The sequence below is a fragment of the Cyclobacteriaceae bacterium genome (genome assembly GCA_030584025.1).
Taxonomy (GTDB): Bacteria; Bacteroidota; Bacteroidia; order Cytophagales; family Cyclobacteriaceae; genus UBA2336.
In genome coordinates this window covers 2,106,974-2,125,366 of the sequence record CP129487.1, presented here as the reverse complement: position 1 = coordinate 2,125,366, position 18,393 = coordinate 2,106,974, and the positions used below count along the sequence as shown (strand labels likewise).

The window sequence follows — 18,393 nt, the reverse complement described above, 5'->3', positions numbered from 1 at the left end:
CTAATCTAACTCCAAAAATTCGTGACTCACTCAGGGGGACAAGTTACAATAATTTTTTGCAATCGTTTGCATAACAATCCTGCCTGTTGCGGTAACTATAATTCTTTCTGATACGCGTAATTACAATCGTTAAACCTAAAACATTTAAAAACTAAAGCTAAGTTTAAGGCAAAATTTATTTCTGATTACTAAAGTTGCAAGCCTGTGGTTGCATGTATTTTTGATTTAGACGGAGTGATTGTAGATACTGCCCGATACCATTTTTTGGCGTGGCAAAAATTGGCGAAGGAGTTAAATGTAGAGCTAACCAGCGAGCTTAACGAGCGCTTAAAAGGAGTAGGTAGAATGGAGTCGCTTAATATCATTTTGGAGTTGGGTCGTTTACAGCGCAGCGACCTTGAAAAGGAGGCTTTAGCTACACGTAAAAATGGGTGGTTTGTGGAGTTTATCGAGGCTATGAAGAAGGAAGAAATTTTTGATGGAGCAACGGAACTGTTCGCTGAGCTTAAAGCTCATGGTGTTAAGGTTGCCTTAGCTTCCAGTAGCAAAAATGCGCAAACCGTTTTAAAGAAATTGGAGATCGGTAATTATTTTGAGGCGATTGTAGATGGTAATATGATTGCCCGCTCTAAACCTGATCCAGAGATTTTTTTAAAGGCGGCAGGTATGCTTCAGGTAAATCCGAATGAATGTGTAGTAGTGGAAGATGCTGAAGCTGGAGTTGAAGCTGCCATTCGTGCGGGAATGAAATGTGTGGGAATAGGAAAGAAGGAACAATTGCATAAGGCTAATCTGGTTGTAAATCGGATTGGTCAACTGAACTATCAACTATTAAATAACCTCTGATCACCATGAAGGATTATTTCAAACATCATCCGTGGCACATTATTGAAGAAGGATTCAATCCGCACTATAACAAAATTGCTGAAAGCGTTTTCAGTATCGGTAACGGACGGATGGGGCAACGTGCCAATTTTGAAGAGGCCTATAGTGGTGAAACGTTACAGGGAAGTTATGTGGCAGGCGTTTATTATCCTGATAAAACCCGGGTAGGGTGGTGGAAGAATGGTTATCCTGAATACTTTGCCAAAGTGTTGAATGCACCTGCTTGGATTAGCGTGCACGTTACGATTGGGAATCAAAAACTGGATCTGGCCACTTGTAAGGTGGAAGAATTCAAACGCATTCTGGATATGAAGACAGGTTTACTATCACGGGCGTTCATAGCCACCCTTGCTGATGGTAAGCGATTGAAAATTGACGCGAAACGTTTTTGCAGCATGGCCAGGGGAGAGGTGGGTGCTATCCGATATGCCATTACCCCGTTGAACTTCTCATCGAAAGCCACTTTGTCTTTGTATATAGACGCAGATGTCAAGAATACTGACTCTAACTACGATGAAAAATTCTGGACTGAGGTTTACAAACATGCGGAGAAGGGTGAGTGCATAGTAACAGCTGAAACGAAGAAGACCTTCTTTCATGTGTGCTCCGGCATGCGTTATTACATTCAAGAGGAGGGAAAAGAAGTTAAAGGAAGAATCAATACAGAGTTACGTGAAAAATTTGCGGGCAATGTCATTCAGGTCGATCTGAACGAAGGAAAAGAGTTGGTGGTATACAAGTATGCAGCTATCCTATCTTCTGAAAATCATCCAAAGGAAAAACTGGTATCGCATTGTCAATACATTTTGGGTGACTTGCAGCAAACGGGTTTCGAAAAACTTCTTGCTGAGCATGAGGCCGTATGGGAACATAAGTGGAATGAATGCGACATTACCATTGAAGGGGATGTTGCCGCCCAGCAAGGAATACGGTTTAATATTTTTCAACTTACCCAAACCTATACAGGTGAAGATCAACGCTTAAACATTGGCCCAAAAGGTTTTACCGGAGAGAAATATGGAGGCAGTACCTACTGGGATACGGAAGCCTATTGCCTGCCTTTTTATTTAGGCACATCAGAACAGAAAGTGGCGCGAAATCTTTTAGTGTATCGGTATAAGCATTTGCAGAAGGCTATCGAGAATGCACAGAAGTTAGGTTTTAAAGATGGCGCAGCACTCTATCCTATGGTTACCATGAATGGGGAGGAATGCCATAACGAGTGGGAAATTACCTTTGAAGAAATACATCGGAACGGGGCGATTGCCTATGCGATCTACGATTATATCCGGTATACCGGTGATGAGGGTTACTTGATTGAGTACGGACTGGAAGTGTTGATTGGTATTTCCAGGTTCTGGGCTCAACGTGTTAATTGGTCGGAAGACAAAAAGAAGTATGTAATGCTTGGCGTCACCGGCCCGAATGAGTATGAGAATAATGTGAATAACAACTGGTACACAAATTACATCGCTACATGGACGCTGTCGTATACTAAAGAATCGCTTGCCTATGCTAAGTCGAGAGACAGCAAGGCATATAAGGAAATTATGACCAGGCTAAACTTTAAAGATGAAGAACTTACTCAATGGGAAGCTATTATCAACCAGATGTATTTTCCTGAAGATGCAAAGAGAGGCGTCTTTCTTCAGCAAGATGGTTTCCTGGATAAGGAACTGATGAGCGTTAGTCAATTGAAAAAAGAAGATCGACCATTGAATCAAAAATGGTCGTGGGATAGAATTTTACGTTCATGCTTTATCAAGCAGGCAGATGTATTGCAGGGCTTGTATTTTTTTGAAGAGCGTTTCGATAATGAAACCATCAAGCGCAATTTTGATTTTTACGAACCCATGACCGTGCACGAATCGTCTTTATCGCCTTGTGTGCATTCCATACTAGCCGCCAAACTTGGATACGAAGAAAAAGCGTACGAGATGTACCTGCGTACTGCCCGTCTTGATCTAGATGATTACAATAACGACACCGAAGATGGTTGTCACATTACCAGTATGGCAGGTACTTGGTTGAGTGTAATCAAAGGGTTTGGTGGCATGCGCGTGGTTAAGGGCCAACTTCAATTGAACCCCTTCATTCCATCAAGATGGGAGTCGTATACATTTAAAGTGAAGTTCAGAAATAGTGTAGTAAGAGTTGAAGTCCGTAAAGATTCTCAATGCGCTTTTCTTGAAGCTGGTGATCCGCTGACGATTCATATCAACGGCTCATTAGCGTCATTGCGTTAAACAAGATCATGCTTTGTGCAACTGTTGCGCCTTGAGTTGCACATTTATTATAAGCCGCAAACGTTTGCGAAGTCGTTTCCGAAGAAAATTGACTGCTTTTTGAGGCTATTTTCTTTCAATTTCGGAAACAAAAGCCCTATATTTAATAGAAGTATAACATACTAATAACCTGTTTAACACTTAACCTTAACACTTCTTAATTATGAGAAAACTCTATCTGTTAACACGAGGGTGCCTGCTAGTTCTTTTAATGCTTGGCGCTTTCACATCATTCGCGCAGCGAACCGTTACGGGCAAGGTCACGGCATCCGATGATGGCAGTGCAATTCCTGGCGTGAATATTCTGGAGAAGGGAACCAGTAATGGAACCACTTCTGATGCTGACGGCAACTATTCTATTTCAGTTGGGTCTGATGCTACGCTTGTCTTTACGTTTGTGGGTTTCGCCACGCAGGAAGTGCAGGTTGGAAATCAAACGACAATTAATGTTGCACTGAACTCAGATGTAACGGCATTGTCAGAAATTGTGGTTACAGGTTACGGATCTCAAGATAAAAAGGAGATCACGAGTTCCGTTGTTTCTTTGACTACAAAAGAATTTAACCAAGGTAATATTAACGATGCAACCCAATTGCTGCAGGGCAAGGTTCCAGGTCTAAGTATCTACAATCGTGGAGGTAACCCGAACTCAGCAGCTACAATTCGGTTGCGTGGTATTTCAACAGTTGGAGCAAACACTCAACCCCTCGTTGTTATTGATGGTGTAATTGGAGCTTCTCTTGATAACGTTGATCCAAATGATATTGAATCAGTAAGTGTTCTTAAGGATGGTTCTGCAGCTGCTATCTATGGAAGTCGTGGATCCAGTGGTGTTATTCTTGTAACAACCAAGCGAGGCTCAAGCAGAGGAGGTGTTGGTGTTAGCTATAATGGATACGTATCGGCAGCAACGGTTTTGAGGAATCAGCCAGTTATGTCAGCCAGTGAGTATGTAGATGCGGGAGGAAATGATCTTGGATCGGTAACTGATTGGCAGGACGAAGTAACAAGAACAGGTATTACTAATGTCCATAATATTGCAATCTCAGGCGGAACCCAGCAGACAACCTTCCGCATGTCCACTAACTTTCGTCAGGTTCAAGGTATTTTGGAACGTTCAGGGTTTGACCAGGTTAACACACGCGCAAATCTGAATCACAAAACACTCGATAATAAACTTCAGGTTGACCTGAATATGTCGCTCACCAATAGAAATAGCGACTTCTCATTTAATGAGGCCCTTCGCTACGCGGTTTTATTTAACCCAACTGCTCCAGTTCGCTTTGATAATGGAGAGTTTTATCAGGCTATTTTATTCGACAACTTTAACCCGGTTGCCATTATTGAGCAGAATATTAATGAGGGCAAGCGCAAGAATTTGAATTACAATGCTAAAATTGATTACGGCATTACCGATCAGATTACCCTTACGGCAAATTATGGTCAGCAGTATGAGAACAACCTTAATGGAGAATATTACTCAAGAAATTCTTTGTTCAGAGGTTTGAATCGTGGTGGATTGGCCCGTAGGTACACGTCTGACAGAAGTTTTACGTTGTTTGAAGCTTACGGTACCTACTCGAACACATTCAACAAAGTAAATCTTGATGTTTCAGCAGGATACTCATATCAGCAAGATCAATTTGAAGATATTTTTATTGAATTGGGTAATTTTCCAAGTGATGAATTGGGATACAGGGCTCTCGAAACTTCAGGTGATAGAATTTCAGGTCTTGCTAGTTTGGTTAATATTAGCAGTAGTGTTTCGCCAAAAAATAGAATCATTGCTACATTTGCTCGATTCAACCTCACATTTGATAATGCAATTTTCATCAACGGATCGGTAAGAAGGGAAGGTTCTACTAAGCTTGGTGAAAATAATCGGTTTGGAATTTTCCCTGCTGTTGGTGTTGGTGTTGATGTTAATCGATATTTAAGTTTAAATAATTTTGATGCCTTAAAAGTACGCGTGGGTTATGGTATTACTGGTTCATTGCCTAATGAGTCAGGACTTGCGCAGGATCTTTATACCTACAACTTTCAAGGCGGTGGCAGTGTTTCGAAAGTTCGTGATGCTAACCTTGATTTAAAGTGGGAACAAAAGGCTGAATTGAATTTTGGAATTGACTTTGGAATTGGGGGGAAACTTTCTGGTGCGCTGGATGTGTACACAAGAAAGATTAGCGACTTTATTTTGGAGCGAGATGTTGATGTTGCCCTATATCCTTCTGGAAGAAGATTCGAAAATGCTGGAGAATTAAAAACAACTGGTGTGGAGTTAAGCTTAACCTATGGATCGATTGATTTTGGTCAAATTAAATGGACACCTGGAGTTGTACTAAGCTCGTATAAGACTACGCTTGAATCCTTTATTATTGACCAACAAACGCGAGCTAACTTGGGTGCCCCAGGTCAAAACGGTACCAATATGATCCGCGTTGCCGTTGGTGAGGAAATTGGTCAAATATGGGGTCCTGTATTTGATGGTGTAAACGAAGGCAATGGTACACCGATATTTGCTGATTTAAATGGCGATGGTCAAGTAATTGCCGATCAGGGTTCTGCACTCTTACCTAATGGTGATTTTAAAAATCTCGGCAGTGGTATACCGGCACTTGAGCTTGGCTGGACAAACCAGATTACCATAAAGAACTGGGATATTAATGCTTTTTTCCGTGGTGCTTTTGGTCATAGTTTAGTCAATAATTTTAGGGCCTTTTATGAGCCTATTGACCTAGGAGCGATCAATTCATATAACCGAATTAAGACAGATAAGGCAGTGGATGGTTTAACCTCTGCACAGTTTAGTTCACTTTATGTTGAAAAGGCCGATTTCTTCAAGTTAGATAACTTGACGGTTGGTTATAACTTCAATACCTCGTCAAAATTAGTTCGAAGCTTTAGGGTTTACGCTAACGTTCAGAATGCTTTTGTGATTACCAAGTACACGGGTATTGATCCAGAACCTGTATTGCAGGACTTTGGTTCGGTAGATAATGGTGCTTTTGAATCAACCACTCCGGATGTACTATCACCTGGTATTGATAGACGGAACAGCTATTTCACTGCCCGCACATTTACGTTCGGTGTTAATATTGGATTTTAATTGTTAAAAAGTAGAGTGATATGAAAAACTTAATCAGATATACACTTTTTTCGACCCTGCTCTTTACCGCCATATCTTGTGATTTGGACGAAGAGATTTTAGGTGATTACACAAAGGAGTTTGATCCAGCGAATCAGGGAGTAGGTATACGGAATAATGTAAACAAACCTGCTCCAAATGATGGATTATCTGCTGCATTTACCCGTGTATTGAATGGAACAGCGAACCATGGAAGTTATTTTTCAGTAACTGAAGTATCTACCGATGAGGTGGTTATTACACAGAAAGGTGGCGATTGGTTCGATGGCGGTATTTGGCTGAATATGCATCGACATAATTTTTCACCTACGGTGGGCGGAATAAATGGTGCTTGGGTAGATACTTATGGCGGAATTTTTCAATGTAATGACCTCTTGACTGATCCGGAAATTTCTGATGGAAACCGGGCACAATTGCGTTTCTTGAGAGCTTATTTCTACTGGAGGTTGATGGATCTTTTTGGGCGGGTTAAAATTGTAACAACGCCTGGCGTTGATGTGCCTCAGTCCGATCGTGAAGACGTATTTGATTTTATTGAGTCGGAATTACTTGCGGCTATCCCGGATCTTCCGGAAGGAAGGGGCGAGTATTCACGAGCTAGTCAAGGAGCTGCTTATGCACTCTTGTCACGTCTCTATCTTAATGCAGAGGTTTATACAGGTGTGGCCATGTACGATGAAGCCATCGCGGCAGCAGATGAGGTTATTAATTCCGGGGTTTATGAATTGTCTCCGAGCTATGCTGCAGTTTTTGCACCTGATAATGTTGATAATATAGAGCACATTTTCATTGCACCGTTTGATGAAGCCACTGGGACAGGAATGAACATCGCTCAGATGACCCTTCATTACCCTAGCCAACTTACCTTTAGATTGCAACAACAACCATGGAATGGTTACTCAACTCTTGAGGATTTTTACAATTCATATCAGGATGGTGATGAGCGTAAAGAAAATAACTTTATTGTTGGACCTCAAACTGATGTTAACGGTAACCCAATTCTAGACTTGGCTTTTGATCAGGCTGATCAAGATGGGGCGGAAATAAACTATACACCTGAAATAAATGAATTAGCTCCAAATGGCTCCCGTCAGGCTGGTGCAAGGCTTGGTAAGTTTAGATTTAAAATTGGACAGAGTCCTGAAATGGACAATGATTTCCCGCTTTTGCGTTACGGTGAAGTATTGCTTAATAAAGCTGAAGCTTTAGCCAGAAAGAACGGCTTTGGTGATGCAACTGCTTTGGGTCTAGTTAATCAACTTAGAGATCGGGCAGACGCAACCCCGCTTGGAGCGCTCACTGAAGGTGAATTGTTAGCGGAGCGTGGCCGTGAGTTATTCATTGAATCTTTGCGTAGAACTGACTTAATCAGATTTGGAGCTTGGGGTAACGCTTGGTGGGAAAAAGCTTCACATGCAAATCCAAACTTGAATGTGTTCCCAATACCGATAGAACAAATAAATGCCTCAGCGGGTACGCTAACGCAGAATCCAGGGTATTGATTCGATAACTTTTTTAGTATTTGATTGATTTCAATAGCGTCTAACTTTGTTAGACGCTATTTTTATGCCATGAAAAATTTCTGGTTCCAGGTATTACTACTTGCATTGATGATAGCATCCTGTAAGGAGCCGGATAATCTCAAGGATCCACTTTTTGTAGATTTTACTAATCGATCTGGAATCAATTTTAACAACTCCTTGCAATTCACTGAGGAACTCAATCCATACACATACAGAAATTTTTATAATGGTGCAGGAGTTGCAGTAGGGGATATTAATAATGATGGTTTGGCTGATATTTACTTTGCTGGAAACCAGGTTGATAATAAACTATTTCTGAATAAGGGCGGATTTCTCTTTGAAGATGTTACGGAAATTGCTGGCGTTTCGTGTTCGGGTTCATGGGCCACTGGGGTAACTTTTGTTGATATAAATGCTGACGGCTTTTTAGATATTTATGTGTGTAAGTCAGGAAGTCCTGATGCTCCTGTACGGCATAATGAACTTTTTATTAATAATGGTAATCTTACCTTTACAGAGAAATCAAAAGAGTATGGTTTAGATGTTGTCGGACTCTCTGTGCATGCCGCTTTTTTCGACTATGATCGTGACGGTGATCTGGATTGCTACTTGCTGACTAATTCTATAAAACCTGTTGGTAACTATGATCTCATAAAGGACCGAAGGAAAATCCCGGATAGTCAAGGTGCTGGGAATAAATTCTTTGTTAATGAAGAAGGACGATTTAAGGATCGTACATCAGAAGTTGGAATTTACAATAGTGATATTGGATTTGGTTTGGGCATTACATTGGGCGATTTTAATGCTGATGGTTGGACGGACATCTACATATCAAATGATTTTTTTGAGCGGGATTATTTATATCTGAATAATAAAAAGGGTGGCTTTGTAGAGTCTTTACCTGATTTTTTTGAATCGATTAGTATGGGTTCAATGGGTGCTGATTTCGCTGACCTAAACAATGACGGTTTCGCTGAATTGTTTGTTACCGAAATGCTTCCTGATTCGTTGAGTAGAAGGAAGACTAAAACTGTATTTGAAAGTTGGGACAAATTCCTATTGAATATACACTCAGGTTATCATTACCAGTTACCAAGAAATGTACTTCAAAGACGTTTAAACAATGGGAAATACGTTGAAGTGGGCAGATACGCAGGTGTTGCTGCAACTGAATGGAGTTGGGGAGCTTTGATTTTTGATATGAATAACGATGGTTTGCGTGATATTTATGTTGCAAATGGCATATCTAAAGACTTGCTTGATCGTGATTACTTAACTTATGTTGGTAATGATGATAATATACGAAAAATAATGGCCAGTGATCAAGATGTTATTCATACACTCATTAGCAGAATGCCTGCTGGTGCCGTTTCAAACTATGCTTTTAACAATCAAGGGTTCCTTAAATTCGAAAATAAATCAACAGAGTGGGGGCTAGGTGCTCTTATGTTTTCAAGTGGTAGTGCATATGGTGATTTTGATAATGATGGCGACCTTGATTTGGTCGTTAATAATATTAATGAACCTTCCCGAATATTCAGGAATAATACCCATAGAGGAAACTACCTAACAGTTGTACCTCAAATGGACGGGTTAAATCGTTCTGCCATAGGTGCAGAGGTTAGGGTGTATTCAGAAAACAAAGCGTTCGTAGGTGATAATTTTATGGCTAGAGGCTTTCAAAGCTCTGTCCAGCCAATTGTATTTATTGGTTTGGGTAATGTTGCTACTATTGATTCTCTACTTGTAAGATGGCCTGATATGAGTCGAACTGTTTTATATAATGTTCCGGTAAATCAACGACTTGAAGTGAAAAAAAATAGTGACAAGAATCTACAGGGGGAGGAGGGTATCATTTCAGGGATAAGCACAATATTCAGTGGGAATGTTTTCTTGAGAGCTGAATCAAATAATTTATTCCGACATAAAGGAAATGGGATGAATGATTTTAATCGTGACAGATTGCTCCCGATGATGTACAGCAATGAAATGCCATTTATTGCGCGTGGAGATATAAATGGTGATGGAATTGATGAAATGTACATCGGTGGAGGTAAAGATCAAAGCGGGGGATTTATCCATTATAAAGAAGGAAAGTTTGAGTTTAAAGCTGTCCAGGATGCGGATAAGTACAAGACGTTTGAAGAGACAAGAAGTGTGTTATTTGACGTTGATGGTGATGGTGATCTCGATTTATATCTGACTTCGGGAGGCAGGTTTTATTCCAAAAGCTCAAGCAATTACATGGACAAATTATTGATTAATCAGGGTAAAGGAAATTTTTATGACTCCCCTCATCCGTTGCCATTCAGTGAAAATATATCCACCAGTGTTGTGGTGCCTATAGATTTTGATCAGGATGGAGATCTTGATTTGGTTATTGGCGCGCGTTCTCATCCGTTTAATTATGGAATAGGTGGAGGTGCGCTTTTATTTGAAAATGATGGACAAGGAAAATTTAGTGATGTTACAAAAAGCTATGCGGAATCTTTCTATTCATTAGGTATGTTAACCGATGCCCTTGCAACCGATTTTGACAATGATGGATGGATGGATTTAGTTTTGGTAGGCGATTGGGAGCCTATTAGACTTATAAGGAATACCCAAGGTAGTTTTATCGATGTTACAGATAAATACAACCTTAATTCAACCCAGGGCTGGTGGCAATGTATTACTTCAGCCGATCTGAATGGAGATGGTCGCCCTGATTTTGTTGCTGGTAATCATGGTTACAACTCATTCTTTAAAGAAACAGATAAAATGTATGTTCATGATTTTGATGGAAACGGTGCTGTTGAGCAAATTTTTTGTACCATGGTAAATGGCAAATATTATCCCTTTGCCGATAAGGATGATTTGACGGCCCAAATGCCGGGTTTGAAGAAGAAACTATTGTATTACAAAGACTATGCTCAGATGTCAATGGATGATTTGTTTAGTCGATCTTTGCTAGATCGGGCTAACTATTATGAGGTAAATATGCTCGCTTCGGTTATGCTGCTATCAAATGAATTAGGATACGAGGTTGTTAAACTGCCTGCCGAGGCTCAATATTCCCCTATTTATAGTTTAAAAGTGGCCGATATAGACGGTGATGGCATTATGGATTTATTGGCAGGAGGAAATCAATATTTCGTAAAGCCTCAGTTTGGCAGGTATGATGCTTCTCAAGGGTGGTTTTTTAAAGGTAGATTAGATCGTGGCAAATTTCACCTGGATGATGGGTTTAGCTTGGGTGTTGAGGGACAAATACGCGATATTGAGGTTTACACCAGCAAAGAGGGTACATATATTCTATTTTCAAAGTATGATGATGAGTTGGAAATTTATAAAGTTAATCGGTAGTGTATTGGTGATATTCATGATTGGGGGATGTTACCAATCTGATTATACAAAGTTGGTGAAAGAAGAGTTGGCTAAGGGAGTTCGCCAGGATTCAATATTACTCGGATTAAGCTTCGGAAATACCAGAAATGAGTTTTATGGTCGATGCTTTGATTTGAATAAAAAGCAATTGGTTTCCCAAGGTCCGGACAATGCCTCTGTACAATATGTCTGGAAAGATTCACTGGTACATGATGAACCAACTGATATGAGACTCTTATTCTATCCTGGCTTTGATGAACAGGATAAAATATCAAATATGGATATGGAATTTAGTTATTTGGGATGGGCACCTTGGAACACAAAACTTCAGTCGGATTCTTTAGAAATAAAGGTAAGGCAACTACTCCTTATGTGGTATAAGGGCAATGATTTCGTCATGGCTAATAGCGATGATGTGGAGTTTCCGGTTAAGGTGGATGGAAATAGAAGAATCATCATCTTGATTAAAGATGCCCAAACGGTACGGGTACTGGTTCAGGATATCCTACATCCGAAATTTATGCATTCAGTTACGAAGGAAAAATTTGATGATAAATGAGGTCTGGCTTTTTATATTTGGCTCGTGTAGTTATTAGTATTCTTCTGCTTCTTTTTCATACTGACTGTGAAAGATTTGCAGGTCAACAAAAAAATACTCTATTCGAATCTGTATCACCAGAAATTTCGGGAGTTACATTTAAAAATGTATTAACCTTTGATCATCAGTTTAATATCTACACATATCGGAATTTTTACAATGGAGGAGGTGTGGCATTGGGAGATGTTAACAACGATGGTTTGCTTGATATTTATTTTACTTCTAATCAGGGCTCAAATAAGCTTTATCTGAATAAGGGTGATTTTCAATTTGAAGATATTACCGAACAAGCAGGCATGGCGGGAAATAAGGCGTGGTCGACTGGTGTCAGTATGGTTGATGTTAATGGTGATGGCTGGCTTGATATATACGTGTGCAATTCCGGAGATGTTGAAGGCGATGATAAAGAAAATGAATTGTTTATTAATAACGGTGACTTGACCTTTACCGATCGTGCAAAGGAATGGGGCGTTGATGATAGGGGGTATACAACCCATGCCGTATTTTTTGACTACGATCGGGATGGCGATCTGGATTTGTATATACTGAATAACTCCTATCAAGCTATTGGAAGTTTCAACCTTCAAAAGAATGAACGGCCGAAACGTGATTCGTTGGGAGGCGACAAGCTTTTGATGAATGAAAATGGGAAGTTTATTGACGTTAGCGAGGAAGCAGGAATATTCGGTAGTATAATTGGTTTTGGCTTAGGAGTAACAGTTGGTGACATAAATAAGGATGGATGGCCCGATATATATGTCTCCAATGATTTTTTTGAACGGGACTATCTCTATATCAACAATACGGATGGTACTTTCAAAGAATGCTTGACTGAGGAAATCAATTCAGTTAGCGCAGCTTCAATGGGCGCTGATCTGGCAGATATAAATAATGATGGTTGGTCAGATATTTTTGTAACAGATATGTTGCCTTTTGATTATGGGAGATTAAAAACTGTGACCACATTTGATAACTGGGACCGATATCAATATGGTGTAAAAAATGGCTACCATCACCAGTTTACACGAAATACGCTGCAGGTAAATAATGGCAATAATACATTTAGCGAGTTGGGGAGATTGGCTGGTGTGGAAGCAACTGATTGGAGTTGGGGAGCGCTGATTTTTGATATGGACAACGATGGACTCAAAGATATTTTTGTTGCTAATGGAATATATCAGGATCTAACGAATCAAGATTACCTGCAATACATTTCAAATGAAGAGGTTATTCGTTCAATTGTAAGTGAAAATGGAGTGGATTATCAAAAGTTAGTGGAACTTATCCCTTCAAACCCCATTTCTAATTTTGCTTTTCAAAATAATGGTAATATTCAGTTTACGAATATTACCAAATCTTGGGGGCTGGATAGTCCAGGATTTTCAAATGGATCGGCTTATGGTGATCTTGACAATGATGGTGACTTGGATCTGGTTATAAATAATGTTAATGAAACAGCCTCATTATTTCGTAACCATGCAAAGGAGATTCTCCCTAATAACCGCAGTCTTCAATTTGAATTGGTAGGTGACTCATTAAACCGAGCTGCTTTCGGAGCTTCAATTATTGTAAGCCACAAAGAGCATTTGTTTTACATTGAACAAATGCCTAATAGAGGCTTCCAATCTTCTGTAGATCCTCGTCCTGTTATAGGCTTAGGTGCCATTGATACAGTTGAACGTATTGTGGTACAGTGGCCTTACGGTACAATAACAGAATTATTTGAAGTGCCAACGGATCAGCTTCTGACATTAAATATTCGTGAAAGTAAGATAGATACATCTTCTAAAGCCGTAAGCTATAATGATCCGTTGTTCAAGTCTGCCACTATTCCGGGATTGGAGCTTAAACATACTGAGAATGATTTTGTGGATTTTGATCGCGATAAGTTGTTGTTTCATATGTTAAGTAATGAAGGGCCACGCGTGTCGAAGGGAGATATTAATGGAGATGGTCTTGTTGATTTGTTTATAGGTGGGGCCAGGGATATTCCTGGTAAGATTTTTATTCAAGTGAATAATGGAGTATTTAAGGAAATAGAACAGCGTGTCTTTGTAGAAGATAGGTTATCGGAAGATCAAGGTAATGTACTCTTTGATGCTGATGCAGATGGGGACTTGGATTTATACGTTTGCAGTGGTGGGAATGAATTTTCTACGAGTTCATCAGCTTTATCTGATCGTCTTTATTTTAATGACGGTAAAGGTAACTTTAGCCGATCTAGTCAGCTACTGCCGACAAAGCAATTTGAAAGTTCGTCAGTTGTAAAGGTAACGGATTTTAATGGAGATGGTCATTTAGATCTATTTGTGGGTATTCGATGCACGCCATTTAAATATGGAGTTCCGGTAAGTGGCTATTTGCTTCAAAATAATGGCTTGGGCTTTTTTGAGGAAGTTACCGAGCGAATAGCTCCAGATTTGAAAAATATTGGAATGATAACAGATGCAACATGGGCTGATGTTGATCTTGATGGAGATGATGATCTTGTTTTGGTTGGGGAGTATATGCCGATGTCAATATTTTTAAATGAATCGGGTAAATTCATTAATAGAACAGAGTCATTTGGACTCTCAGATTATTCAGGCTGGTGGAACAGAGTAGCTGCTGCCGATCTTAACGGAGATGGGTATGTTGATTTTGTTGTTGGAAATCATGGGTTGAATTCCAGGTTCAAAGCATCTCCATCTAAACCCATCACCATGTATGTTAATGATTTTGATAAGAATGGTACAATGGAGCAAATAATCTGTATGTATTATGAAGATAAGGATTACCCAATCGTTTTACGTCACGACCTAACAAGTCAAATCCCTTCTCTAAAAAAGAAATATTTAAAATATGAGAACTTCAAAGATCAGAAAATCGAAAGCATATTTGATGCTCCAACACTTGCTGAATCGATTGTACTTCGAGTGAATTTATTACAATCAGGTGTTTTTATGAATGATGGAAGTGGTAAATTTATTTGGAGAAGTCTACCAATTGAGGCGCAGTATTCTCCGGTATATGCAATACATGTTTCTGACTTCGATAAAGACGGATTCCCAGATCTTTTACTGGGTGGTAATCTGCACCGGGCAAAGCCAGAAGTGGGTCGATACGATGCTAGCTATGGACTTTATCTGAGAGGTGACGGCAAAGGTGGATTCACTGCTATAAAAAGTGAGCAGTCAGGGGTTAAGTTTGATGGAGAGGCACGTGATTTCGTAGACATTGATATAGGTGGTAACGCTTATCTATTGGTCATTAGAAACAACGAACCTTCATTGTTATATCGCATTGATGGGAATGAGTAAGAAAAGTATTCCGATATTTTTTCTGGCGGTAATATTATCCGAAGTACTTGTTTCGTGTAAATTTAAGGAAAGTTCATTGCCCGCAGCTTTTACTAAGATTTCACCATCGTATTCTGGAGTTAGTTTTTCAAATCAACTTATTGAAACCGATGATTTTAATGTTATAGAGTATTTATACTTTTATAATGGCGGAGGGGTTGCGGTTGGTGATATTAACAATGATGGATTACCAGATATTTATTTCACATCAAATCAAAGCAGCAATAAGTTATATCTAAATCGTGGAGGTTTCCGATTTGAGGATATTACAGATAAAGCTGGGGTAAAAGGGATAGGGAATTGGTCAACCGGTGTGACAATGGTTGATGTGAATGGCGATGGATTGTTGGATATTTATCTTTGTGCGGTGGGCGGATATAAAGGATTTACTGGGCAGAATCAACTACTTATCAATAACGGTGATCTTACGTTTAGTGATCAGACTGAACAGTATGGACTTTCTTTTCAAGGATTTTCAACCCATGCGGTTTTTTTTGATGCAGACAATGATGGTGACCTTGATTTATACCTCTTAAATCATTCTGTGCATACAAGTCGCTCATATGGTAAATCTTCCTTGAGGTTTCAACATGATACTAAGGCGGGGGATAGATTCTATTTGAACAATTTAATCCCAACCGGGAAAATAGGATTTACTGAAGCTAGTAAGCAAGCGGGTATTTTAACTAGCCAAATCGGTTACGGGCTAGGTGTTGGTATTTCAGATTTGAATAATGATGGATATGCCGATATATATGTCGCCAACGATTTTCATGAAAATGATTATTTATATATAAATAATTGCAATGGTACATTCAGATTGGATACTGATATCAGTCTTCCACATACCAGCAGGTTTTCTATGGGACTTGATATCGGAGATGTTAATTTGGATGGCTGGTTTGATATCATTACACTCGACATGTTGCCTCGTGATGAGGCCGTACTGAAATCGTCTGCAGGAGAGGATCCGTATGAGATAGTACAATTCAAGCTTAATTTTGGATATGGCTACCAGGTTTCGAGAAATACCTTGCAACTTAATCAAGGGCTTCAGCATAACGGTCAATTAGTATTTAGTGATATAGCGCCTTTGATGGGAGTAGAAGCAACAGACTGGAGTTGGTCGCCCCTTTTTGCAGATTTTGATAGTGATGGTTATCTTGACTTATTTGTAGCAAATGGCATAGTGAAAAGACCTAATGATTTGGACTACATCAATTACATTTCATTAGACTCAGTTCAGTTAAATTTTAGCGATGCACAGCTAATAAGTGAAATGCCTTCTGGTAAGGTTTCAAATTATTTTTTTAGAAATGATTTAGGTGACAGTTTTGAGAACGTAACATCTAAATGGATTGGAGCTGATGATTCTTTCTCAACTGGAGCTGCTTATGCGGATTTAGATAATGATGGAGATTTGGATCTAATCATCAACAATGTTAATGATGTGGCTACATTGCTAAGAAACGACATCGTTTCGCAGAATTATATACACGTAAAATTTGATGGGAATGAAGCAAATCGACACGGAATCGGGGCAAAAGTCATGGCTTATGTGGGAGGGAAGAAAATTATTCGTGAACTTCAGTCATCGAGAGGTTGGCAATCTTCTGTTGAACCCAAACTCCATTTGGGGTTAGGCTCTGCTTCAATTATTGATTCTTTGATTGTAGTTTGGCCGGGAGGAAATTATCAAAAACTCTTCAACGTCACCACAAATCAATCGTTGACACTACATGAAAGTAATGCATCCCCTGGTTGGAATTATGGGTTAAAGAAACAAAAGGTATTTCTGAAGCAAGATTCAGTACTGGATTTTACTCACCGGGAGAACCCATTTGTTGCCTTTGAACGTGAACGGTTGTTGCCCAGTGCTGCAACAACACAAGGCCCTGGACTTGCTGTAGGTGATGTAACGGGTGATGGATTAGATGATGTGTTTATTTGCGGAGCATCAGGTCAGGCCAGTAAATTATATATCCAAACGGAATCGGGTAGGTTTAACTCTGTGCATGAAAGTCTCTTTGCTCCATCAGCAACAGCCGAAGATGTTGATGCACACTTTGTTGATGTAAATAATGATGGAGGATTAGATATACTTGTTGTAAGTGGAGGTCAGGAGTGGTTAGAAGATACAGAATACCTAAAGCCCAGGCTATATCTGAATGATGGATCAGGTTCCTTCCGATTGGATCCTGATGCGTTTCCAGAGATATATATTCACGGATCTTGTATTGAAGCCTATGATTTTGACAAAGATGGTAATGTGGATTTATTCATAGGAGGAAGAATTGAGGCGGGTAAATATGGGGTGTCTCCAAGGAGCTATCTTCTAAGGAATGATGGAAGGGGAAAGTTTATAGATGTATCCCAAGTTGCATTGCCGAAATCGAAATTGGGAATGATTACTGATGCCTGCTGGCATGATGTAAATGCCGATGGATTAGTTGATTTAATCATTGTTGGGGAATGGATGCCAATTACTATCCTCCAACAAACCAAAGCGGGAAAATTTGAGGATATGACCGAAAAATTCGGCCTTGCTAATTCCCAGGGTTGGTGGAATACAATTTTTAAGCGCGATTTGAACAAAGATGGGAGTTTTGAATTTTTGGTAGGGAATGCTGGCTTAAATTCAAGACTTAAAGCCTCTGTTGACAAACCTGTTGAATTATTTGTGGCAGATATTGATGGTAATGGAAGTCTTGATCCTGTACTTACATACTACAATGATGAAGAACGCTATCCTTTTATCTCTCGTGATAATTTGATTAAGCAAGTTCCTTCTTTAAAGAAGAAATTTATTAAATATTCTGACTTTAAGAATGTAAGAATAGAGGATATATTGGAGGCCGACAACCCGATTGTAATTCACAAAAAAGCGGAATTATTTGAATCCGTAATGCTATCATTTGGAGATCAACGAGCAGTTATTGCCTCCTTGCCTATTCAAGCGCAATCTTTTCCAATATTTTCTTTTTGCGATTTTGATATTGATAAAGATGGTGATTTGGATATTCTTATCGGGGGTAATTTGTATGCAGTTCATCCAGATATTGGAAGATTTGATGCCGGACATGGTCTAACATTATTGGGTGATGGGGAGTTGGGGTTCAAAGCATTTCCAATTTCGCAATCAGGTTTCTATGTACCTGGGGAGGTTAGAAGGATAAGTAGGATAAGATTGGCAGATAATAAGGAAGGAATTATTGTAGGTAGAAATAATAATTCAATTTTAATATTTAAATAA

8 protein-coding genes are annotated in these 18,393 nt (G+C 39.5%); all 8 read left to right on the top strand.

Going from position 1 to position 18,393, the window contains the following annotated elements:
* The first annotated feature begins 204 nt into the window (after nt 1-204).
* The 8 genes from pgmB (at nt 205) to QY309_09425 (ending at nt 18,393) form a co-directional block, all read left to right on the top strand.
* On the top strand, nt 205-846 hold the full coding sequence (gene pgmB, locus QY309_09460; GenBank protein WKZ58095.1) for a beta-phosphoglucomutase: 642 nt from the start codon (nt 205-207) through the stop codon (nt 844-846).
* A gap of 5 nt (nt 847-851) precedes the next feature.
* Nucleotides 852-3,131, top strand: coding sequence for a glycoside hydrolase family 65 protein (locus tag QY309_09455; GenBank protein ID WKZ58094.1), 2,280 nt, complete (start codon nt 852-854; stop codon nt 3,129-3,131).
* Between the two features lie 202 nt (nt 3,132-3,333).
* Nucleotides 3,334-6,276 carry a SusC/RagA family TonB-linked outer membrane protein gene (locus QY309_09450; GenBank protein WKZ58093.1) on the top strand — a complete coding sequence of 981 codons (2,943 nt, stop codon included), beginning with the start codon at nt 3,334-3,336 and terminating at the stop codon, nt 6,274-6,276.
* A 20-nt stretch (nt 6,277-6,296) separates the two neighbouring features.
* Nucleotides 6,297-7,817 (top strand): RagB/SusD family nutrient uptake outer membrane protein, encoded by a 1,521-nt coding sequence (locus tag QY309_09445; protein WKZ58092.1) that lies wholly within the window; start codon nt 6,297-6,299, stop codon nt 7,815-7,817.
* Nucleotides 7,818-7,886: 69 nt separating this feature from the next.
* Entirely contained in the window at nt 7,887-11,183 is a 3,297-nt protein-coding gene (locus QY309_09440; GenBank protein ID WKZ58091.1) for a VCBS repeat-containing protein, read from the top strand.
* Nucleotides 11,152-11,763: a hypothetical protein gene (locus QY309_09435; GenBank protein ID WKZ58090.1), complete on the top strand. Its 612-nt coding sequence runs from the start codon at nt 11,152-11,154 to the stop codon at nt 11,761-11,763. Before QY309_09440 ends, QY309_09435 begins: the two co-directional genes overlap by 32 nt.
* 17 nt (nt 11,764-11,780) lie before the next feature.
* Nucleotides 11,781-15,101 (top strand): FG-GAP-like repeat-containing protein, encoded by a 3,321-nt coding sequence (locus QY309_09430; protein WKZ58089.1) that lies wholly within the window; start codon nt 11,781-11,783, stop codon nt 15,099-15,101.
* Nucleotides 15,094-18,393 (top strand): VCBS repeat-containing protein, encoded by a 3,300-nt coding sequence (locus tag QY309_09425; protein ID WKZ58088.1) that lies wholly within the window; start codon nt 15,094-15,096, stop codon nt 18,391-18,393. The genes QY309_09430 and QY309_09425 overlap by 8 nt, the downstream gene beginning before the upstream one ends.